16 protein-coding genes are annotated in these 22,059 nt (G+C 39.9%); 5 read left to right on the top strand and 11 right to left on the bottom strand.

The genetic code is table 11. The annotated features are described in order from the left end of the window. Positions 1-3 precede the first annotated feature (3 nt). The 3 genes from AC1RJ8_RS16440 to AC1RJ8_RS16430 all read left to right on the top strand — a co-directional run bounded on the left by AC1RJ8_RS16440 (position 4) and on the right by AC1RJ8_RS16430 (position 4,650). Entirely contained in the window at positions 4-894 is an 891-nt protein-coding gene (locus tag AC1RJ8_RS16440; RefSeq protein ID WP_492954935.1) for a PorP/SprF family type IX secretion system membrane protein, read from the top strand. Positions 895-2,594: 1,700 nt separating this feature from the next. Continuing rightward, a complete protein-coding gene (gene nhaA / locus AC1RJ8_RS16435) occupies positions 2,595-3,749 on the top strand; it encodes a Na+/H+ antiporter NhaA (protein ID WP_492954934.1) in 1,155 nt (384 codons plus the stop codon). A gap of 646 nt (positions 3,750-4,395) precedes the next feature. Beyond that, entirely contained in the window at positions 4,396-4,650 is a 255-nt protein-coding gene (locus AC1RJ8_RS16430; protein WP_492954933.1) for a hypothetical protein, read from the top strand. 191 nt (positions 4,651-4,841) lie between these two features. Here the strand turns inward: AC1RJ8_RS16430 and AC1RJ8_RS16425 are convergent, their stop codons facing one another. Further along, positions 4,842-5,204, bottom strand: coding sequence for a winged helix-turn-helix transcriptional regulator (locus AC1RJ8_RS16425; RefSeq protein ID WP_492954932.1), 363 nt, complete (start codon positions 5,202-5,204; stop codon positions 4,842-4,844). A 99-nt stretch (positions 5,205-5,303) separates the two neighbouring features. Between AC1RJ8_RS16425 and AC1RJ8_RS16420 the strand changes: the two genes are divergently transcribed. Next, entirely contained in the window at positions 5,304-5,834 is a 531-nt protein-coding gene (locus AC1RJ8_RS16420) for an NAD(P)H-dependent oxidoreductase (protein WP_492954931.1), read from the top strand. A 219-nt stretch (positions 5,835-6,053) separates the two neighbouring features. Here the strand turns inward: AC1RJ8_RS16420 and AC1RJ8_RS16415 are convergent, their stop codons facing one another. The 10 genes from AC1RJ8_RS16415 to AC1RJ8_RS16370 all read right to left on the bottom strand — a co-directional run bounded on the left by AC1RJ8_RS16415 (position 6,054) and on the right by AC1RJ8_RS16370 (position 17,786). After that, the gene (locus AC1RJ8_RS16415) at positions 6,054-6,455 is read right to left on the bottom strand and encodes a protein NO VEIN domain-containing protein (RefSeq protein ID WP_492954930.1); all 402 of its coding nucleotides are present in this window, start codon (positions 6,453-6,455) and stop codon (positions 6,054-6,056) included. Between the two features lie 33 nt (positions 6,456-6,488). Then, on the bottom strand, positions 6,489-7,649 hold the full coding sequence (locus AC1RJ8_RS16410; protein ID WP_492954929.1) for a PDDEXK-like family protein: 1,161 nt from the start codon (positions 7,647-7,649) through the stop codon (positions 6,489-6,491). 14 nt (positions 7,650-7,663) lie between these two features. After that, the gene (locus tag AC1RJ8_RS16405; protein ID WP_492954928.1) at positions 7,664-9,292 is read right to left on the bottom strand and encodes a type I restriction-modification system subunit M; all 1,629 of its coding nucleotides are present in this window, start codon (positions 9,290-9,292) and stop codon (positions 7,664-7,666) included. Between the two features lies 1 nt (position 9,293). Beyond that, complete coding sequence (locus AC1RJ8_RS16400; RefSeq protein ID WP_492954927.1) at positions 9,294-10,427, bottom strand: AAA family ATPase; 1,134 nt, start codon at positions 10,425-10,427, stop codon at positions 9,294-9,296. Between the two features lie 6 nt (positions 10,428-10,433). Then, on the bottom strand, positions 10,434-11,696 hold the full coding sequence (locus AC1RJ8_RS16395) for a restriction endonuclease subunit S (RefSeq protein WP_492954926.1): 1,263 nt from the start codon (positions 11,694-11,696) through the stop codon (positions 10,434-10,436). Positions 11,697-11,707: 11 nt separating this feature from the next. After that, positions 11,708-12,067, bottom strand: a complete 360-nt coding sequence (locus AC1RJ8_RS16390) for a DUF1016 N-terminal domain-containing protein (RefSeq protein ID WP_492954925.1) — start codon at positions 12,065-12,067, stop codon at positions 11,708-11,710. A 24-nt stretch (positions 12,068-12,091) separates the two neighbouring features. Then, entirely contained in the window at positions 12,092-15,067 is a 2,976-nt protein-coding gene (locus tag AC1RJ8_RS16385; RefSeq protein ID WP_492954924.1) for a type I restriction endonuclease subunit R, read from the bottom strand. Positions 15,068-15,267: 200 nt separating this feature from the next. Beyond that, positions 15,268-16,227 (bottom strand): anti-phage protein KwaB, encoded by a 960-nt coding sequence (gene kwaB / locus AC1RJ8_RS16380; protein ID WP_492954923.1) that lies wholly within the window; start codon positions 16,225-16,227, stop codon positions 15,268-15,270. Next, entirely contained in the window at positions 16,208-16,789 is a 582-nt protein-coding gene (gene kwaA, locus AC1RJ8_RS16375; RefSeq protein ID WP_492954922.1) for an anti-phage protein KwaA, read from the bottom strand. Before kwaA ends, kwaB begins: the two co-directional genes overlap by 20 nt. A 178-nt stretch (positions 16,790-16,967) precedes the next feature. Further along, positions 16,968-17,786, bottom strand: coding sequence for a hypothetical protein (locus AC1RJ8_RS16370; protein ID WP_492954921.1), 819 nt, complete (start codon positions 17,784-17,786; stop codon positions 16,968-16,970). Positions 17,787-19,677: 1,891 nt separating this feature from the next. Between AC1RJ8_RS16370 and AC1RJ8_RS16365 the strand changes: the two genes are divergently transcribed. Continuing rightward, positions 19,678-21,189, top strand: coding sequence for a sensor histidine kinase (locus AC1RJ8_RS16365; RefSeq protein ID WP_492954920.1), 1,512 nt, complete (start codon positions 19,678-19,680; stop codon positions 21,187-21,189). The last annotated feature ends 870 nt before the right edge of the window (positions 21,190-22,059 follow it).

Here is a 22,059-nt window from a genome sequence, read left to right as displayed (position 1 = left end):
CAAATGCGTCGCGTAACGTTTCTATTTGCTGCAGGCACATTATTTTTAGGTTCGGTTAAAGCACAGATCCTTCCGTTAAATGCACAATATTTCCAGAACCGCTACCTGGTTAACCCCTCAATGGCCGGTATAAACGAAGGTTTTAACATCAACGGAAGTTTCCGCAAACAATGGTCTAACATTCCGGGTGCCCCCATTACACAAAGTGTAACCTTAGATCAGCAGGTGAACAAAGTAGGCTGGGGTGTGAATGTGTACAACGAGAAATCGGGCGGTATCCAACGCACCAAAGCCGTTGGAACCTTTGCTTACCACCTTCCGCTAAACAGCGACGATCAGAAATTAAACTTTGGGATCTCTTTTGGCGCAAGTCAGGATAAACTGGATTTAAGCAGTGTAAGGAACAGCGACATTAACGACCCATCCATCGCCCGTTTTAACGACAGGGGTTATTATGTAGATGGCGATTTCGGGATCTCTTATACCTCGAAAGGATTAACGGTTGAGGGTGCCGTACCGAACATGCGTTCCGTTTTTAGAAAAGATGATTTAAACTTTGCCGACAAACCCACGTTTTATTCGGCGGTGAGTTATAAATTTATGCTGGGATCGGGCATTAACGGAATCAGTCTCGAGCCCAAAGGTGTTTTTAGAGGCATTAAAAATTACGATAACCTATGGGATGCCGGTTTAAATGCAAATTTTGCCAATGATAAACTGTACGTAATGGCCATGTACCACAATACCCAGAACGCTACATTTGGTTTCGGCATGAACTACAAATCGACCTTGTATTTTATGGCTTATTACAACACGGCAACTTCCGCAATCAGTGGTTACACCGATGGCGATTTTGAAGTAAATATCAGGGTGAATATTGGCAAGAAGCCTTAATTTAAACGACTGTCGTCATCCTCGCGCATGCGGGGATCTTAATGCTAATAAACATCAGCCTCCCTGGTTCATCCGGGAGCCACATCATAAAGCCGCAGATTTAAAAGATCTGCGGCTTTTTTTATTGATCGCGTTCCCACCGATCCGCTAAACCCCTAACCCCTATCCGCCTATCGGCACCTTTCCCCTGAAAGGGAAAGGCTAAAAAACAAAGTACTGCGTCCTGCAATATGCGCCATGCTATTCGGCCTAGGAAATGATGGAAGGAGAAAACGTTAAAGCTTTTGCACCTCCTTTCAACCTACCACTGCCCCGAGGCAGCACGCCCTCCCCGATTTTTCATCGGGGGCTTGTGCTGGCGACCAAAAAAGCTTTGACGAATTTATCCGACATCAGATCCGAGCCTTGGGTTTTTGTTACTTTTGGGCCAAGCCAAAAGTAAGAGCCCCCTCGGCGGCGGCGAGCCGAGGCAAGCCTGAGCCTGGGGCAAAACCTCTCCCAACCCTTCCTTAAGGAGGGGAGTTCCCACCCATAGCTTTAAAACCCAGCGATGCAAAGTCCTCAAAGACAACAATACCGGTTCCCGCCTGCGCGGGATCCAATAGCTATCGGATGACGACCGTATAGCGAGTGCCTTAAACCCCTATCCGCCTATCGGCACCTTTCCCCTGAAAGGGAAAGGGCTAAAAAACAAAGTACCGCACCCTGCAATACGCGCCATGCTATTTGCACCATGCTATCGGCCTGGCAGATTTTCGTCGAAATAAGCATTGAAATTATTGCACTAACCCCACAGCACCTCACAGCCCAAGGCAATATACAGTCCCGGTTTTTCATCGGGGCCTCCATATTGCCGCAATAAGAATTTCGATAGCTTAGTTCAAGAAAAGGTGCAAGCCTTGATTTATGCCTTGGTGTTTGTTGTTTTTAAAGGTAGTCATGCTTTCGCTACGCTCAGGTTTGTTACTTTTGGGCCAAGCCAAAAGTAAGAGCCCCTCGGCGGCGGCGAGCCGAGGCAAGACTGTGTCTAGGGCAAAGAGTAGCGACCGCTTTAAGATTCCCGCCTACGCGGGAATGACGACCGTATTATAGCGAGCGCCTTAAACCCCTATCCGCCTATCGGCACCTTTCCCCTGAAAGGGAAAGGACTAAAAAACAAAGTACCGCACCCTGCAATACGCTCCATGCGATCTGCACCCTGCTATCGGCCTAGGAAATGATGGAAGGAGATCCTTCGACTACGCTCAGGACGTTAAAGCTTTAGCACTTCCTTTCAACCTACCACTACCCCCGAGGCAGCACAAGCCCCGATCCTTCATCGGGGCTTGTGCTGACGACCAAAAAGCTTTGACGAATTTATCCGACATCAGTTCCAAGCCTTGATTTATGCCTTGGTGTTTGTTGTTTTTAAAGGTAGTCATGCTTTCGCTACGCTCAGGTTTGGTTACCTTTTTATCAAGAAAAAGGTAAGAGCCCTTCGGCGGCTAACCGAGGCAAGACTGCGTGAAGGGCAAGAATAGCGATCGCTTTAAGGTTCCCGCCTGCGCGGGAATGACGATCGTACTATAACTTATAACCACCCCCAGCCCCTCCTTGAAACTAAGGGTGGGAGCTCCCACCCTTAGTTTTAAAAAATCATCTATTTAGATTTCCTCACAAAAACTTCCCCTTTCCCCCTTCATTTCACTACTTTTACCCTTATGGCCAAACTCATCAACCTAGAAGTATTTCAGCGTTTCTTCCGCTCCGGACAAGTAGGCGGTTTTTTATTGCTGATCTGCGTGGCAATCTCCTTACTCATCGCCAATACCGCTTCAAAAGAAAGTTTCGAAACCTTTTTAGCAATCAAATTAGGCTTTGGTGAAGTGAACTATAGCATCCTAGCCTGGATAAACGATGCCTTAATGGCCATCTTCTTCCTCCTCGTCGGACTCGAAATCAAACGCGAACTCGTAGAAGGCGAACTCTCCTCGCTTAAAAGTGCAGCCCTACCCGTAATTGCAGCTTTGGGCGGCATGCTGGTTCCTGCTTTGATTTATGCCCTGTTTAATAAAGGCGAAACCTCTGCATCTGGTTGGGGCATCCCCATGGCAACCGACATTGCCTTTGCCCTCGCCATTATTGCCATGCTCGGTAAAAGCGTACCTACCAGTTTAAAAATATTCCTGGCTGCTTTAGCCATAGTAGATGATCTCGGCGCCATTCTCGTGATCGCGATTTTTTATACCCACCAGATCCATTTAGAATATCTGGCCATGGCTGGGGGCATCCTTGTTCTTTTAGGACTGATGAATTATTTCGGCGTAAAGAAACTGGTATTTTACCTCATCCCGGGGTTATTCCTGTGGTATTTCATCCACCACTCCGGCATCCATGCCACCATTGCAGGGGTACTGCTGGCTTTTACCATCCCTACTAACGAAACGGATGAAGAATCGCCACTAGAAAAACTGGAACATTTTTTAACCACCCCAGTCAACTATATCATTATGCCCATTTTCGCATTGGCGAATACCAATATCACTTTCCAGAAAGAAATGCTCGCTGGACTGGTTTCACCCCTCGGCATCGGCATTATTGTAGGTTTATTTGTGGGTAAAACCATTGGCGTAACCTTTTTCAGCTGGTTAGCCGTGAAACTGAAATGGGCCGATTTACCCACCGGAGCAGGCTGGAAACACATCTTAGGTTTGGGTATGCTCGCCGGAATCGGTTTTACGATGTCGATCTTTATTGCGCTGCTTTCCTTTAGCGAGGTGCTGCATGTTTCGGAAGCGAAGTTTGCGATTTTAACCGCATCGGTTTTATCGGGTGTGGTGGGTTTTGTGTTTTTGAAATCGATGAAGAAAGTTTAGGCGTACATTTAACCGCAAAGGGCGCAGAGGGGGAACCGCAAAGAACACGAAGAACAAGCGTTACTTTTTAGCGCCTTAAACCCCCATCTGCCTATCGGCACCTTTCCCTGAAAGGGAAAGGGCTAAAAAACAAAGTATCGCACCCTGCAAGATGCTCCATGCTATTTGCATCCTGCTATCCGGCCTGGCAGATTTTCGCAGGAAAAAGCACGGAAATCTGTGCAGTCCCCCTCATAACCCCACAACCCAAGGCAGGATCAAAGCGAGAGCGGCGGAATAAAGCAAGGGCTAAGAGCCTCGATGCTGCCGCAATTAAGATTTCCGTAGGTTTTTACAAGGAAGGATGCAAACCTTGATTGTTTGTTTCTTTATCATCAAGGATAAAGAAAGAGCCCTCCAGCGGCGGCGAGCTGGGGCAAGACCGAGCAAAGGGCAAGAAAATAGCGGGCGCATTATGATTAGCTTCGCTGAGCACTTCATGGTTCCCGCATGCGCGAGAATGACGACCGTACTATAGCGAGCGCCTTAAACCCCTATCCGCCTATCGGCACCTTTCCCCTGAAAGGGAAAGGGCTAAAAGACAAATTTCTGTGCCCTGCAATATGCTCCATGCTATTTTGCATCCTGCTATCCGGCCTCGGAACTGATGGAAGGAGAAGCAGTTGAAACTTGTGCACAATCTTTCCCTAACCCAAAGAACCAAAACAGAGGCAAGAACGATTTTTCTTCGTTCCTAGCCGCTGTTGCAAATAAAGTTTCGACTAGCTTATCCGACATCAGTTCCAAGCCTTTCAGTTATGCCTTGGTCTTTGTTGTTTTTAACGGCAGGCATGCTTTCGCTGCGCTCAGGTTTGTTACTTTTCTATCAAGAGAAAAGAAAGAGCCCCTCGGCGGCGGCTAACCGAGGCAAGACTGAGTCTAGGGCAAAACCTCCCCCAACCCCTCCTGAAGGAGGGGAGTTCCCACCCATAGCTTTAAACCCCAACGATACAAAGTCCTCAAAGACAACAATACCGCTTCCCGCCTGCGCGAGATCCGATAGCTATCGGATGACGACCGTACTATAGCGAGCGCCTAAATCTACCAGGTAAACTACTCCCCTAACAGATTTTTATGTTTTACGCCCCACCTTTCGAGTTCATTAATAATCGGTCTCAATTCCAGGCCAATTTCGGTTAGTTCGTACTCCACCCGTGGCGGAACTTCGGCGTAGATGGTTCGCTTAACAATTTTATCCGCTTCTAATTTGCGTAACTGTAAGGTTAACATTCGCTCGGTAATATTTGGCAAACGTTGTTTTAACTCTCCAAATCTGAGTTTACCGTTCATTAACCACGAACAGATCACTAAAGCCCATTGCCCGCCGATAATGTTTGCAGAATAAACTTCTAAACACTCATCAGCTAAAGCTTGTTTGTTAGCATAGTTGGTTGAGGTTTCCTTGATTTTAGACATACTTACATTTTTTATAGTACCTTACAATTGGTCGCTAATGTACAAAATAAGCTGTTATGCATTTATTTTTGCGCTTTATAATCATCAAAATCTGTAAAAATGAAAACATTGATCGTAGTAACCCATCCCGATATTAAAAGCTCCCTAATCAACAAGCGGTGGATTGAAGAATTAAACAAATACCCTGATAAATATGTAGTGCATCAACTGTATGAGGCCTATCCTAATGAAAAGATTGATGTATTGGCAGAACAAAAGCTCGTTGAACTACATGATAAAATTGTATTCCAATTTCCCTATTATTGGTTCAATTGTCCCCCGCTTTTAAAAAAATGGATGGATGAAGTACTCACTCATGGATGGGCCTATGGCAGCAAAAGTGGTTATAAATTGTCTGGCAAGAAAATCGCCCTGGCCATTTCATTGGGCGTTGAAGAACACGAACTGCGTCCGTCAGAAAAGTATAAATATACATTAGCAGAATTAACCCGTCCGTTCGAACTTTCTTTTGAATATGTAAAAGCCGATTACCAACCCCCATTTGCTTATTATGGAATGGAGTATAACACGTCGAAAAAATGGGTAGAAGAAAGCGTTCCTTTGTATTTAGATTTTTTAGATTCGTTGTAATGGTAAGCTGTATTGATTACCATGTGATGAGGTTTGCGTATTAACCACTTGGATTTATCGGGTGTGGTGGGTTTTGTGTTTTTGAAATCGGTGAAGAAATCTTAAATTCACTCGCAATGAACGATCTTTAGACAAAGTTGTTAAACTTTTGAAAGATTATTTGTTAGTAAGAGGAAGAAAGTCGAGATATTGAAGAATAAATAGAAAATAAAAATGAAGCTAAAGCATTTTCACTTCATTTTCCGATACAAAATATACTTGTATGCCGAGTTTATCCATAGATTTCTTAATGTATAACATCATCGGCTCATGATTCATTGGGAACGCCATTGCAAATTGAGCATCTTGATGCTCCGGTTTATCCATTGATCGTAGCGTAGTAAATAATGCAACCGCACCGTGTGACCATATTTGTTTACCAGTAAAATATTGCCCATAACGTTTGGAATTTTCATTGGCGCTTGTTTCGCCTTTAACTTCTACATAAAACCTTTTGCCTTGTGGTGTTAAAGCAGTTATGTCAAAACCTTTTTGCTTAGTGGTTACTGATGTGATTTCTGTAAAGTTATTTTTGTCCAAATAGTTTACAAACAATTTTGTTATGTGATTTTCGGTTAGCATTTCTATAGATAGAATTTAATTTTATTTATTAATTTAATCGCTTAAAATCGTTTTAATTCCCTTTATTTTTTCAAAAATATATTCTTTCAGAGTACCATCAATAATTCCTAACCACGGTTCCTTATTGTCCCAATTATCCAATGGAGATTCTATATTTTCATAATAAGGCCAATAGTCCGTCTTATGGCCAATATTGTTTACATTAAGTTTATCAAAGTATTCGCTTGCTTTCTCCTTATCTTTATACTCATCAGATTGCCAACATACACCAAAAATTAGACCGTTAGCCATTCCTTGAAATTCGAAGCCAATACACTTATCATTCCAATCTTTATCCCAGAAAAAAAAACCTGAATATCTTTTACTCCAATTGATACCAAATTCGAACTCTAAACCTAATTCAGTACCTATCTTTTCACATTGTAGTTTAAATTTCCCCAATAACAAATCGCAAGCAGCATCCAATGCACTGGCTATTGCCCATGATGATTCCAAATTTTCTTTATCCTTACTAAGTAGTGTTGCAAGTTCGCTATTCATCTTACTATTTGTGTTTTGTCCGGTTAACAGTTTTATGAGATTAATATATTGAGTTATACTTTCTCGTAAAATCGGGAAAGATGCCGCTTCCTTTCTGCATAGCTCCAACCAACTTGAAATATCATCTTTATAGGTGATGACCTGAAAATGTTCAAATTCTTTTAGGTGTCCACAACTAAATTCAGATACTCTTCTTGTGTCCAAGCACAGATATAATAACTTTGCTTTAGGATTATAATGATGATATCTTAATAGCTGATTTTCTTGATCGCCAGCATAAATCTTATTTTCGATTAATATTTCATTACCTCTGGCGTCTTTAATTGCAATATCCAATCTTCCGCCTTTAGTTTTTTCCTCATTTATGAAGCCAATGTGTTGTTCTATGCGAACTTTAGCGGTAGTTACATCAAAATCGAATTCTTCGGCAATAACCTTTGATACAAATAATTCTAAAAATCTGCTCTTCTGGATATGAGAGCCTAAAGGACTTAATAACTCGGCCAAAAATGCAGAATGAAGTCGAGTTTCTGAAGCTTGCAATTTAAGAATCTTAAAAACATTAAAATCTTCTCCAGTAATTTCAGAAATAGTTCGGTATTTATCTTGGAGAGCATTGACCTGAAGAAGTAGAGAGCGATAATTTGAAATCATTATTTTAATAAAATTTAAATAGATGGCAACCCTAATTCCTTCAAAAACGCATTATGCCTATTCCTCGCATCTGCAATTTTCTTATCAATATCAACCAGTTGCTTGTTCACCTCTGCTAAATCTATAATTTCTTCATCAACCGAGGTACTTACATAACGGGATATGTTTAAGTTATAACCGTTTTGCTCAATCTCATCCATCAACACACGACGAGAATAGCGGGTTTCTTCTAAACGGTTTTTATAAGTTTCTACTATTTTATGAATATCATTTGGCTCGCCTTCCTTCTCATCACCATCTCTTAGTCTATTTTGCCTTTTTCCTTTTTCAAAATGATCGCTGGCATTGATAAACAATACATCATCAAATTTCTTGCATTTTTTAAGTACCAAGATACAAACCGGTATTCCTGTAGAGAAGAACAGGTTTGGTGGTAATCCGATTACAGTATCAATATGATTATCTTTTAACAACTTGGTTCGAATACGTTCTTCTGCACCCCCACGGAACAGTACACCATGTGGTAAAATAATCGCCATGGTGCCGCTATTACTTAAGAAGTGAAAACCATGAAGCAAAAAAGCAAAATCTGCAGCCGATTTTGGTGCCAATCCATAGCTCTTGAAACGAAAATCTTCGCCCATTACTTCGTTTGGTTCCCAACGATAACTAAAAGGTGGATTAGCCACAATAGCATCAAACTCCATCTTCTTTGCAGGGTTCATTTCGTTTAAAATATCCCAATCATTGGCTAAGGAATCACCGTGATGAATCGCAAACTCGGTATCTTTAACACCGTGCAATAACATATTCATCCGCGCTAGGTTATAGGTTGTAATATTATACTCCTGACCGTAAATTTTACCGATACCAAATGCTCCGAGCTGCCTGCGAACGTTTAAAAGCAACGAACCAGAACCACATGCAAAATCAAGTACTTTATCTACCTTTTTCTTTTTACCTAATGAAGGATCTTGGCTATCTAAGGTGACAATTTCAGATAATATAGTTGACAGCTGTTGTGGTGTATAAAACTCGCCAGCTTTCTTACCCGAACCTGCAGCAAACTGCCCAATTAAATATTCGTAGGCATCGCCTAAAACGTCGGTATTGGTAGAAAATTTAGCAATACCTTCTGCAATTTTCTGAATAATAGTGCAAAGCCGTTTATTACGTTCAGTATAGTTTTTACCTAGTTTTTCAGAGTCGAGATTGATTTCGGAGAATAAGCCTTGAAAGGTACTTTCAAAAGATTCATTCTCAATATATTTAAAACCTTGCTGTAAAACAGTAAGTAATTCTCCGTCTTGTTTACGAGCCAGTTCAGAAATGCTCGTCCATAAATGTTGTGGTTCTACCACATAGTGCACTTTACGGCGCATTTGTTTTTCAAATTCCAAAACATCTGCAGCATTCGCTTCGTACCAAACAGCCAATGGCGTGCGTTTGTCTGTTATATCTAATACAGGATAGTCCCCTCCTAACTCTTTCTTGGCTGCTTGCTCGTAATTATCGGATAAGTAACGTAAGAAAAGAAATGAGAGCATATAATCGCGAAAATCATCTGCGTTCATCGAACCACGTAAATCATCTGCTATTGCCCAAAGCGTTTTCCCTAATTGTTGTTGTTCTAATGCGGTCATATTATACTTTTTGTGCTGTACTATCTTTTAATAACTCTGGTAATTCAAATTGATGCTTATCCAAAAAGGCGTCCAATATCCTTTTAAATAATTCTTTATTATCGTCATTCATATCAACTGGTTCATAAATTGAATGTTTACCATGACTGAGTAGATTTAGCGCCCTTTCAAAAAGAACCTCATCTTCTACATTATAAATACACTTTCCAAAATCATTGAAACCAAAAAATGATGAGGTCTTTTCCAATATACTTCTGAGTATATTAAAATGATAGGTTTTAATATTTCCCGACACCGTTGCTTCCTTAAGTTCACCCAACAAGGCGACATGATGAAAATAAGGTGTATCAGTAGTTTTTCTTAAGCTGTAAGATTGATCAGCTTTTTTATATAAAAAATATTTTTCGTGTGGTTTCCTCTTAAGTTCATTGCAAACTACATTAAAGAAAAGAATATGGTGTGATGATACGACTACTTTAATTTTACCCTCCGCTTGCAGCAATAATTGCGATAAATCACTGGCTACCGCAATGGCATTATTATCATCTAAGGAAGAAATAGGATCATCTATATAAAAGTATTTAACCCAATTGTAAGCCTCTGCCCCATCTATAGCCAACTGACAAATAGCTAAAAATACACACCAGATAAACATATTTTCTTCACCGCGTGATACCTTAATACTGTTAACTATTTCTGTTTTTTCCTGAACCTCGCCTTTTACATTCGTTTTTACACGAACTTGCCGGCTAAAGCTAATTTCCCAGCTGTCATAATCAATAGAAAAATCGAAATCGGCATAGCGGTTTAAAAAAGGTCGAATTCTGTTCTCCAATTCCAACTCCTGAAAGCCGCTAAAAAATTTGGATGAAGAATTGATTTTTAGAACTCTTTCCTTATCATTAACGATATCATTATCCCAGCTAAATAAATCTTCTGTAAAGGCATTAAAATAAAGAGTATCAGCCTGCTTCTGCTTGTTTTTTTTGCCCTGCTCTTTAAATTCCATAGATACCCTGGTTTTACCTGTTCCATTGTGGGCATAAAGTAAAATGAAATCACAGGTTTTCAGGTCATCTCTGAGCCTTATCACAAGTTCTTTAAGATTTTTATAATTGTAAATCTTTTTAGCCATCGTAAATTAATTAATGGTTGGAAACAACTGTTGCAGTAAGCCTTTTTTATGCAATTTTAAATTTTCAACTTTTTTTGCTTGTGAAGCTATATGCTCATCCAAAGAAGAAAGACAATTCACTATTTTTTGTTGTTCATGCTTATTTGGAAAAACAATCTGATATTGTTTTATCGAATCCTTATCTCCCCTCGGCATTTTGACACCCTCAGCACCTTTCATTATATAATTAATGAAATCATCATTTATGAGTAAACAACCTAAAAATGAAGCATTCAATTTTGTTTTAGCTCGGATAACAATCACATCATTTGATGTTGCTCCTGCTCTATCAGAAAGCCAAATTTTTTTTAAGTAAGGTCTAATATTTGATAAAAGAATATCACCTTTTTGATATTCAGTGAAAGCTCCAGATGATGGCAATCTGGATGCGATCACAACTCCTGAATAATTCGTAAGTAAGTTCTCCGTACTAACATATGTAGCCAAGTCTAATTTTTCAAAACTTATTTTTTTATTAACTAGATAAGCAACATCATCTCCAGATAACTTATCCGTTTCCCACTCTTCACTATGCTTAAATTCAGGAAAACGCAATTTAGGAATTTTATTACCCTCAATAGGAAACAGTTCTTGTATTAATCCCCTTTTATATTCTTTTAAAAAACCTAACTTTTCAGTTTCCGCAGTTACCAATTCATCCAAGGAGGAAAGGCAGTCAGCTATTTTTTGTTGTTCATCCTCACTTAGAGGCACCGGTAGTTTAATTCGTTTTAGTTCATTGATTGATAATACTGTTTGTGATGTCCCTACACTGTGTTTGCCTACGTGATCTACATAATTAGAAAGTAATTCGACAAAAAACTTATTACTTCCTCCAACTATGCGAAAAACTGGATAATAGCTGCTAATTAAGCCTATTATACCCAGATTATTTTCATTAAAATAAAAACGACGATTATCACTCCTACTTCTATAAGTAATATAATTTTGAGGAATGATATTGAAACCAGCATTTTCGCGTCCTGTAATCCGACTGTTATCATAATAATCTTTCTGTCTAATCAAACCAAAACGAGAAGAAGTCAATACTTCATAGATATTATTCGATGATGATCTTTCTTGGAACTCTTCTATATAATTCCTTAAAGGAAGATCAGCCCATGAATTGTCCTTTTCAAATTGAGGAAACCTCAACTTCGGCACCAATTTATTCTCCTTGTTCATTTCTTCTTCTGATGCGTTTAATTCGTTTAATACTAAGGTTTGCAATTTATCCTAGATTATATCAAGTAAAAGCAGGTTATGCCCCAAGGCAAAACTGCGACAGCCAGTCGCAGTTTTTGGTTTGCCAAATGATACCGCTCATAAAACCGCTTCATATCACACAGGTTACGAGGTGATAATCCCATATCAGGGAATTCGTTTTTAAGATCGATAGTTAATTGTTTCACCACGCCACTGCCATAGCTTTCCAGTTGTTTTTCAAAGAGTAATTTTCCCAAATTCCAATAAATAGAGTTTGCAGCACTGTTTACTTGTTTTGCAATTAAAGTCTGCACAATCCTGATCTGGCTTATAGCCTGATGTAAAATCTCGCTATAATCCGAATCGTTTATGTTTAATTGAGATTTGTTAGTCATTTCATGTTTTGAATTTTCAATTACCTACTCATAAGCTGATAACCCTGCTATTTCGCCTCCCTTGGCTAATTTTTTCAATTGGGGCATTAAATCGTCCATGATGGCTGATTCCTTTTTGGCTCTATCTTTCCAACCCAGCTCTAGTGGTGCCAACAAATCACTTAATTGTTCCGCATCAAATATCATACGCTCTACTGTGCTTTCTACAAAAGTTTTTAATGGCTTAACTGCTAAACCGTATTTATGGGCAATAATTGTAAGCTCCTGAGCAGATTTTTCTTCTATAAATTTCTCAAATCCTTCACGTATTTCAGTTTCAGATAAGCTTTTACCAACTTCTAGACTTTTAATATATGCTGCAATATCATCACGGGCATCCATCAGGTTGGCACTCGAACTCAACAAATCAATAAGCTGCTCTTGCGTCATTTTCTGCTTAGATGGTTTGGCATTGGTATATTTGGCTATCAAGCCCATAATATAATCGTAATCAACCACAGCAGAAGCAAACAGTACAAATTCAAAATCCAATTCCTGTATATCCGCATCGGTGTCTTCGTCACCCTTATCTTGTTTCTCTTTCAGGCGTTTAGCCGTTTCTAAATAAGCGCCCTTAAAAGAACGTAAATCTTCATTTGGCAATAAACTTTCTATTTTTTCCTGCTCAGCCTCTTTTAAATCGGTATATTGATCTAGCTGTGTTTTGTAACGTTGTATCTCTTTAAAATATGTAATAAATTCGGCACGGGCCATATCGCCTTTCAAGTTGTTCACCTCGTCAGGTTTGGTTGCTAAACCACGCGATTGCATGAATTGATTAAGTTTGCTAACAGCCTCTTCGTATTTACCAATTACCACAGGCGCAGCATCAACCAGCCAAATTTCTTTTGCCTTGCTGGTATTTTCTCCAGAGAATAAAGCAATGGCATCATCAACAGCATCTTGCTGATTACGAAAATCTAAAATATGTCCATAAGGTTTACTGGCATTTAAAATCCGATTGGTTCTCGAGAATGCTTGTATCAAACCATGGTATTTCAGGTTCTTATCTACATATAATGTATTTAAATATTTAGAATCAAAACCAGTTAGCAACATATCTACCACAATTAGAACATCTATTTTTTTGGCATGTGGGTAATCTGCATTGGTATATTTATGATCCTTAATGCGCTGTTGCACGTCCTGATAATATTGATCAAACTCTGTAATGGTATGATTGGTACCATATTGTTTGTTATAATCGATAATAATGGTTTTAAGTGCCAGTTTCTTCTCTTCCGGTGCTACCTCATTATCTGCTTTCTCCTGTAGCAAATCATCTTGTAATTGTTTTACATCCTGATTACCTTCTGCAGGCGGGGAGAAAACGCAAGCAATATTTAATGGATAAAAATCGTCATACAAGGCTGATTTCTTTAATTGCGCATCTTTGAATAGGTTATAATAGGCAATAGCATCATTAATAGATGCCGTTGCAAACACCGCATTAAACTTACGTGAATGTGTTGCTGCATTATGTTTATCAGATATGGCTTCTACAATAGCTTGTTTAGTATAGGTTTTATCCAACCTCTGTTCGTATTCTCCCTGACTTTTAAAATAATCAATATGGAAACGCAAAACATTTTCATCCTCAATAGCGTGTGTGATGGTATAAGCATGCAACCGCTTTTGAAAAACTTCTTCTGTAGTTAAGTATGAAGCGTGCTGCCCATCTATTTTTTTGTAAGTGGCATTATCCTCAAAAATAGGTGTACCCGTAAAACCAAATAATTGGGCATTTGGGAAAAATTCTTTAATGGCTTTATGGTTGTCGCCAAACTGCGAACGGTGGCATTCATCAAAGATAAATACCATTCTTTTACCCGCTAAGGGTTTAAGTTGCTCCTTGTAGTTTTTACGGTGACTAGGGTCTAATGCCAGGCCTAACTTTTGTATAGTGGTTACAATTACTTTATCGGCGTAGCTTTCAGAAAGCATACGCCTAACCAATGTATCTGTATTGGTATTTTCCTCAACGCTACCTTCCTGAAACTTGTTAAATTCTTCCCGTGTTTGCCTGTCCAAATCTTTACGATCTACTACAAACAAGCATTTCTCTACATCGGGATTATCTTTTAATAGTGTAGATGCTTTAAACGATGTAAGCGTTTTGCCGCTTCCAGTAGTATGCCAGATATAACCATTACCCCGATTTTGCTGAATACAATTCACAATGGCTTTAACTGCATAAATCTGGTAAGGTCGCATTACCATTAACTTCTGCTCACTTTCTACCAACACCATATAGCGACTAATCATTTCGCCCAAAGTACACTTCGCTAAAAATATCTCGGTGAACTCGTATAAATTGTCAACTTTTGAATTATCTTCTCTTGCCCATTTGTAAACAGGTAGAAATTGCTCATCGGCATTAAAAGCAAAATGTTGATTTTTGTTATTTGAAAAGTAGTAAGTATCAGAACGGTTGCTCACAATGAACAACTGCATAAAGCACAGCAGCGAATTGTTATAACCATTGCCTGGGTCATTTTTATAATCAACGATTTGCTGCATAGCCCTCCTGGGGCTAATCTGCAGTGTCTTCAATTCAATCTGTACTACAGGTATCCCATTAATCAACAAGATAACATCATAACGATGATTGGTATCTTTTGTATTCATGCGAAACTGATTGATTACCTCATACTCATTTTTACACCAATCTTTAATATCAACCAAAGTGTATTGCAGTGGCGTACCATCTTCACGGGTAAAAGTATTCTTTTGACGCAAAGTCTTTGAAGCCGCAAAAACATCTGGCGTAACGATTTCATCTCTCAACCGTGCAAATTCAGCATCTGATAAGTTTACCCGATTCAATGCATCAAATTTCCGGCGAAAGTTTAATTCCAAAGAATTACGATCGCGTATATCTGCCCGATAAGTATATTTCAAATCGGTTAGTTTTCCAATAAATCCGTACTCAACTTGAGGTTCGTTAACGATCAAAGTCATTTATCTTTTTTGAGTAATTTAGGCTCGACATAATTTAGCAATAATTGCTTAAATTAAAACTAGCGGATAGAATATTTAGCTAAATTATCAAAAGAAGCCGAAATATCGTAACCTTATTTTGGGGTGGTTCATATTTAGGCAATTAAAGTTTCAACACTTTATTTTAAATGATCACGCTTGTAACATTTAATTTTCGTCAGCTATACTTCATCAGCTATAGTTAATTTACTTTCGCTTTCATAATCCAGTTCGGTCAAATTTGATTTTAAATAATCATCATTTAAAATCCCAATAGTAATCACTTTAGAAACATCGGTATCCAACAAAATTTTATCTCCAGCTGCATTTAATCTTATTTTGCCCGAAAGTTTAGGGTGTGAAGTGATAAAAGCGATGATTCTTGTTTTGGCAAGTTGCAGCACGGGCGAATCTGGTTTTATCCTTAATACACGCTTAGCATATTTAACATTATCTACAATCGAGGTTAACTCATCTAAATTATCAATTAAATCAAGTTCTGAAATAAGTTCGATATTTTGTCTGGCTTGGTTTTTAACAATTTCATTATAACCGTAGGCAGAAGCCAAAGTTTTTAGATTGTTAATCACAAGAGAATCATCTGTGAATAAGAAATCAATAGAACTATTAATCTGTAAAATATTACTGTTAAGCTTTTCAAATCTGTTACCAATAGGAATAAGCCCTAACATTTTATCTTGTCTTACAATTGTAACCGGGTATACGTGTTTGTAAATTGAAAAATAATTATCGGCATTCCCAATAGTTACAATAATCGCTTTTATGGTTTCCATATCATCATTTGAGAATGAAAATGTGGGGTAATCAATAAATGGATCAAACTCCTTAGCGATTGCAAGTTTCTCTGGGAATTCTTCCAAATCGTAAAAAAACAAGGAATTGATTGTTTCACTTGCAGTTGAAATATCTTTTAATTCTATTTCTTCATTGCTAAGTATCTTTTCATTTATAGCTACCGTAAATATTTCTTTTAATTCATCGGCAAGCTCCTTCGAGATATCGGCATCAAGAATAGATTCAGTTCCATCCTCTTCTTTTTTCACTAAATGTATATTAATCGCTATCGGATTAATTACATCGTTAACTAAATTTAGTTTTTCTTTAAGTTCTTGTATTTCCATTGTTTATTGATTTATTGGCCATGTATATATTGTCACTCAATAGTTGATATTGAATGCGATCATTTTCTTGAATTACATCTTTACTAATGATGATAAAGTTCTCTTTATTGGTGGTAGATAATTTATAAATATGATATCCAAGAAGTGCCAATGTTGGATTGGTGTAGAACATATTCGTTTTTATATAAATAATACCAATGATAATCAGCACAAGAAAAAAGACCAAACCATTTCGATCTTCATTTAAATTGAAACTTAAAAATGGGATTACATAGGTAACCAGGAAAGTTAAATGCTCCCAGTTTAAGTTTTCAATCCTGGTTACTTTATCAGGCAAAGACCTATTTCTACGGATAACGTATTTAAAATTTGCATAAAAGATAAAGCCAAAAATTGCCAGCGATAAAAATATTAACGGAACTAGATTAGCGATTAGCAGTTTAGAAAGACCAATAAAATGGCAATTCTTATCAAAACAATAAGGTATCTGTACTTTATTAATAAATAATAAAAAGAAGAGTAACCAAAGCGAAACGATATAAAGTTGGATTTTAAGGCTCATAACGATTTATAAGTTGTACATGCGCTAAGTAAATCTGGATTTACACCTAAGATTCACCAATAGTGCAACAAGGTAACTTATAGAAGCTGCTATTATTTACGGTTTCCCGTACACCTCAAAAAAAATAATAAATCGGGTTCAGATTCTTATCAAAAAATCAGACTAAAACAACAGCAACTCACTCCTCCTCTACCACCCAGCTTAACTTCTCCCCCTGCTCCATTACCTCCCTTTCCACTTGAGGTTGCGCCACAAAATCGACGATTACACCATTCTTTAAACGCAGCGCATGAATAATTTTACCCGCATAATAACGCCGGTCGGCGTAGCGGGCAGTGCCCGAAAAAAATGAAATGCCCATGGCGAAAACCAAGGCTTTATCGCCCTGGTGGTTCAGGCTTAAGGTTAAGGTTGTTTTCGGAAATTGGCTGTTGTTTAAAGGGATCACCAGGTCGTTCACTTCCATAATTTCGTAGCCGCCGGTACCGTCCAGGTCGAAATGAAAACCCATCACCTGCAAACGGGCTTCTGTAGCCTTGGGGTGCGGTTTCAGGAGGGCTTTTATTTCGCACTTAGGCAGAATAAGTTTTACTAATCCATCGGGTTCGATGCGCAAATCCGATTCGCGAAGCCATAACTGTTCCAGGGGCTTGCTGCTGTTAAATTCGAAACCTTTAAGCAGGGCAATGTTACCATCAATCAACTTTTTATCACCTGCATGTTCGGTTGGGATCGTTTTAAAGATTTCGATAAAACGCTTGTTCAGGCGGTTGAGGAGATCGCCATAGGCATAAAGTTTGACGAGCGGTGCGAACGCTTTTCTGATGTAAGCGGCATTTCTGCTGGCCGTGCCAAAATCGCGACTGCTTTTTTTGCTCGCTTCGGTCTGCTGTTTGTGGGCGGCTTTTTGCCTGACCACATCCTTAATTCCGCGTTTGTAAAAAACAAGATCGCCGAGTTGCCCGTTAATTTTGATAATTCCATTCTGGATAGCCATAATTTTAGTATATTAGGTTAAACAAAAGGGATGATCATCCAATGTAGTCAATCTGACTAAAAATCCGAAAAAAAATATTCCAAAGTCCACCTTCACGCCACATTTACCCCACGTTTAGGCCACCTTCCTGCCAGGCTTGGCTGCACCCTACGGTATACTTACTTGCCTACTGCTTCGAAGCCGCTTTGGTAAAACTAAGGCTTCGTTGTAGGTCTGCTATTTCTAAAATTTGCCTGGCTTTAGGTTGCCAGGTTAACAATAGCTAAATAAAAGGTAAAGAGAAAGCGGGCTTAGGGTTATTTTGGTCTATAGCAGTGTCGGAGCAGCCCACCTGCGGCACTAAACACCCAATTACGGCTTTAAGATTAGCTTCGCCGAACACTTCAGCTGTGCCTTGTGTTTGGTTGTTTTTAATGCTTTCGCTGCGCTCAGGATGACAACACTGCCTACAACCACGAAAACACCAGGAACACCAAGCAATACCTGTAATCTTAGTGTCTATGTGACTTGGTGGTTAAAAAACATTGCTAATTAGATTTCTCCATTGCGCTGCGCTCCAGTCGAAATGACGGATTGGTCTCGATGGAGATATGGTAATTGATTCTCTGCGCCCTGCTATCCGGCCTGGCAGATTTTCGCAGAAATAAGCATTGAAATTCTTGCACAACCCCACAATACACCGCTGCCCAAGGCAATATAAAGTCCCGATTCTTCATCGGGGCCTCCATATTGCCGCAATAAGAATTTCGATAGCTTAGTTCAAGAAAGGATGTAAGCCTTTCAGTTATGCCTTTGTGTTTGTTGTTTTAACGGCAGGCATGCTTTCGCTGCGCTCAGGTTTGTTTCTTTTCTATCAAGAGAAAAGAAAGAGCCCCCTCGGTGGCGGCGAACCGAGGCAAGCCTGAGCCATGGACAAAGATCTCTCCTCTAAGGAGATGACGAATTGATCGAGGTAGAATGACTTAATGATAAAAACACTACTAATGAGATTGCTTCGTCGGCTGAAAAAGCCTTCTCGCAATGACGGATTCATCGAGTTTTAAATAACGCGAATGATTTCTCTTCTCCCTGTTATCCGGCATAGCAGATAGCCAACGCTTTAAGATTCCCGCCTGCGCGGGATCCGATAGCTATCGGATGACGACCGTATTAGAAAGTTCGAGATGACGACCCCGCGTGCCCCTCATAGTTTCAGAGAGAATAAATTTACGGATGCCTGTCTCTGCACCCTGGTATCCGGCATAGGATATGATGGAAGGAGATCCTTCGACTACGCTCAGGACGTTAAAGCTTTTGCACCTCCTTTCAACCTACCACTACCCTGAGGCAGCACGCCCTCCCCGATTTTTCATCGGGGCTTGTGCTGACGACCTCAAAGCTTTGGCGAATTTATCCGACATCAGATCCAAGCCTTTCAGTTATGCCTTGGTGTTTGTTGTTTTCAATGGCAGGCATGCTTTCGCTGCGCTCAGGTTTGTTTCTTTTCTATCAAGAGAAAAGAAAGAGCCCCCTCGGCGGCGGTGAGCCGAGGCAAGCCTGAGCGAAGGGAAAAAATGCACACTATTAACCTAACTTAAAAGATTTCTCCACTACGGTCGAAATGACGGATTGTTCGCGATAACGGCAATTAAAAGATCCTTCGTACCTCAGGATGACAGAAAATAATGAGGCAAGACCGAGCGGGAGGCAAAGAATAGCGCGCGCTTTAAGATTCCCGCCGGCTCGGGATCCGATAGCTATCGGATGACGGACTGATCGAGGTAGAAATGACTTAATGGTAAAAATGGCAACTTATTTTATCCATTTCAGTTTCTGTAAATAATCTACTCGATTAAATACTAATTTTACAGACAAAGGCCATTATTTTTTTAGCATTTTAGTAGATTTGAAGATGGAAAACACCAATGAAGCGGGAGATAAAGGTCAGGGAGTTAAAATTTCTGCTGGTTCAACGGGAGATGATCACCTGAGTTCGCTTTCGCTCCTCAATGCCATGCCACAACAGGTTTGGACGGCAGGAATTGATGGTTACATCAATTATGTAAATGAAACCATTTGTCGCGATTTTGGTTATCCACAGTCGGTAATTATTGAGAATGGTTGGGAAACCTTTGTTCATGCTGATGATCTTTCTGAGAGTTTAAACCGTTGGCAGGAATCGTTAAGAACTGAAAAAGAATATACGCAAGAATTTCGTTTACGCTTTGCAGATGGTGCTTATTACTGGCACCTGGCCAGGGCCGTATTAATCAAACAGGTAAATAAACCTTCCATTTGGGTAGGTACCAATACCAATATACAACATCATAAAGATATTGAATCGCGCAAGGATGAATTCATCTCCATTGCCAGTCATGAGTTAAAAACGCCGCTAACTTCTATCAAAGGTTATAACCAAATGCTGCTCCGTAAGGTAGAAGGGGGTGCAGTACGCGATTTTCTGCTCCGGAGCGAAGGCCAGCTCAACAGGCTCGAGAAATTAATCAGGGATTTGCTTGACGTTAGTAAAATCAATGCCGGCAAGATGCTGCTCAACATCGAAAGTTTCGATTTCTCGCGTATGCTTCGCGAAGCCATAACAGCCATGCAGCAGCTGGCGCCAAATCATACCATTATTTTAGAAGACAACCTGCAGCTTGAGTTTAGTGGCGATCTTTACCGGCTCGAACAAGTGGTACAAAATTTCCTGTCAAACGCGGTAAAATATTCACCCAATGCCGATCGTGTACTCGTTTCCACCAGCTTAAAGGATGGCAATGTAATTGTTTCGGTAACCGATTTCGGTATCGGTATTGAAAAAGCACATTTAGGCAAACTGTTTGAACGTTACTATCGCGCTGATAATTCTTCTGCACGATTTGATGGCCTGGGCTTAGGACTGTTTATTTCTGCAGAAATTATAAAGCGCCATGGCGGAAGCTTTTGGATTGAAAGCGAACTTGGGAAAGGCTCCGTATTCTCTTTTAAACTTCCTTTAGATCAGGGCCAACCGATACTGCCAGAAATAAAAATAAAAAATCGATATAAAGATCAATATCTCAGTATTTTCTGCCCTGAAGATGAAGACATTATGTATGTAGAATGGGTAGGCCATCAGGACATGCGATCGGTTAAACATGGTGGTGCATTGATGATTGAATACCTGAAATCTAATCCGCGTTCAAAAGTTTTTAATGATAACCGATTGGTTTTAGGTACCTGGTCTGAAGCTTCCGACTGGGCCGCAGCAGTTTGGCTGCCTTTAATGGAACTTGCAGGATTAAGATACTTTGCATGGATTTTCTCTGCGAGCGTGTTCAGCCAGTTATCTGCCCAGAAAAGTGTGGATAATGATGAAAAAACGGCTGAAATCCAGTTTTTTCATCAGGCAGATGAAGCAATGGAATGGCTTAAGAATTGTTAAACGGCGAACCGAGGCAAGCCCGGGCAAAGAATAGCCAACGCTTTAAGATTCCCGCCTGCGCGGGAATGACGATTGTGTTAATGTTACTGTAAAAGTATTGGTAGTGGTTAATTGTGCAGAGATCCTTCGCTGCGCTCAGGATGACAATACCGTCTACAACCACGAAGACATCAGGAACACCAAGCAATACCTGGTAATCTTAGTGTCTATGTGACTTGGTGGTTAAAAAACATTGCTAATTAGATTTCTCCATTGCGCTGCGCTCCAGTCGAAATGACGGATTGGTCTCGATTGAGATATGGTAATTGATTCTCTGCGCCCTGCTATCCGGCCTGGCAGATTTTCGTAGGAAAAAGCACGGAAATCTTTGCAGTCCCCCTCATAACCCCACAGCCTAAGGCAGGATCAAAGCGGGAGCGCAGGGATAAACCAAGGTAAGAGCCTCGATGCTGCCGCAATTGAGATTTCCGTCGCTTTTTACAAGGAAGGCTGCAAGCCTTGGGCTTTTGTTACTTTTGGGCCAAGCCAAAAGTAAGAGCCCCTCGGCGGCGGTGAGCCGAGGCAAGACAGTGCAGAAGGCAAAACCTCCCCCAACCCCTCCTGAAGGAGGGGAGTTCCCACCCATAGTTTTAAAATTAAAAGCGTTTTAAGGTTCCCGCCTGCGCGGGATCCGACAGCTATCGGATGACGACCGGTTGAGATAAAGGATTCTAATAAAAGGGTCGTCATCTCGACTGGAGTGCAACGGAATGGAGAGATCTTTGTACCATGTTATTGAAATCAAATTTACAACATCTCTCCGCTACGGTCGTATTCTAGGTTTACCACAATTGCAAATTTATTTTAAGAAAAACTCTTTTTTTGGAGTTT

The sequence above is a fragment of the Pedobacter sp. GW822-FHT03F06 genome (assembly GCF_058801365.1).
Note: the sequence above shows the minus strand (reverse complement) of the source record. Positions and strands in the feature narration are given on the sequence as shown.

Coding starts and splice junctions, on each gene's coding strand:
- AC1RJ8_RS16425 (WP_492954932.1), bottom strand. CDS start 5,204: ATGTCTAAAATCAAGGAAACCTCAACCAACTATGCTAACAAACAAGCT.
- AC1RJ8_RS16365 (WP_492954920.1), top strand. CDS start 19,678: ATGGAAAACACCAATGAAGCGGGAGATAAAGGTCAGGGAGTTAAAATT.
- nhaA (WP_492954934.1), top strand. CDS start 2,595: ATGGCCAAACTCATCAACCTAGAAGTATTTCAGCGTTTCTTCCGCTCC.
- AC1RJ8_RS16415 (WP_492954930.1), bottom strand. CDS start 6,455: ATGCTAACCGAAAATCACATAACAAAATTGTTTGTAAACTATTTGGAC.
- kwaB (WP_492954923.1), bottom strand. CDS start 16,227: ATGGAAATACAAGAACTTAAAGAAAAACTAAATTTAGTTAACGATGTA.
- AC1RJ8_RS16405 (WP_492954928.1), bottom strand. CDS start 9,292: ATGACCGCATTAGAACAACAACAATTAGGGAAAACGCTTTGGGCAATA.
- AC1RJ8_RS16420 (WP_492954931.1), top strand. CDS start 5,304: ATGAAAACATTGATCGTAGTAACCCATCCCGATATTAAAAGCTCCCTA.
- AC1RJ8_RS16430 (WP_492954933.1), top strand. CDS start 4,396: ATGGAAGGAGAAGCAGTTGAAACTTGTGCACAATCTTTCCCTAACCCA.
- AC1RJ8_RS16370 (WP_492954921.1), bottom strand. CDS start 17,786: ATGGCTATCCAGAATGGAATTATCAAAATTAACGGGCAACTCGGCGAT.
- AC1RJ8_RS16410 (WP_492954929.1), bottom strand. CDS start 7,649: ATGATTTCAAATTATCGCTCTCTACTTCTTCAGGTCAATGCTCTCCAA.
- AC1RJ8_RS16390 (WP_492954925.1), bottom strand. CDS start 12,067: ATGACTAACAAATCTCAATTAAACATAAACGATTCGGATTATAGCGAG.
- kwaA (WP_492954922.1), bottom strand. CDS start 16,789: ATGAGCCTTAAAATCCAACTTTATATCGTTTCGCTTTGGTTACTCTTC.
- AC1RJ8_RS16385 (WP_492954924.1), bottom strand. CDS start 15,067: ATGACTTTGATCGTTAACGAACCTCAAGTTGAGTACGGATTTATTGGA.
- AC1RJ8_RS16400 (WP_492954927.1), bottom strand. CDS start 10,427: ATGGCTAAAAAGATTTACAATTATAAAAATCTTAAAGAACTTGTGATA.
- AC1RJ8_RS16440 (WP_492954935.1), top strand. CDS start 4: ATGCGTCGCGTAACGTTTCTATTTGCTGCAGGCACATTATTTTTAGGT.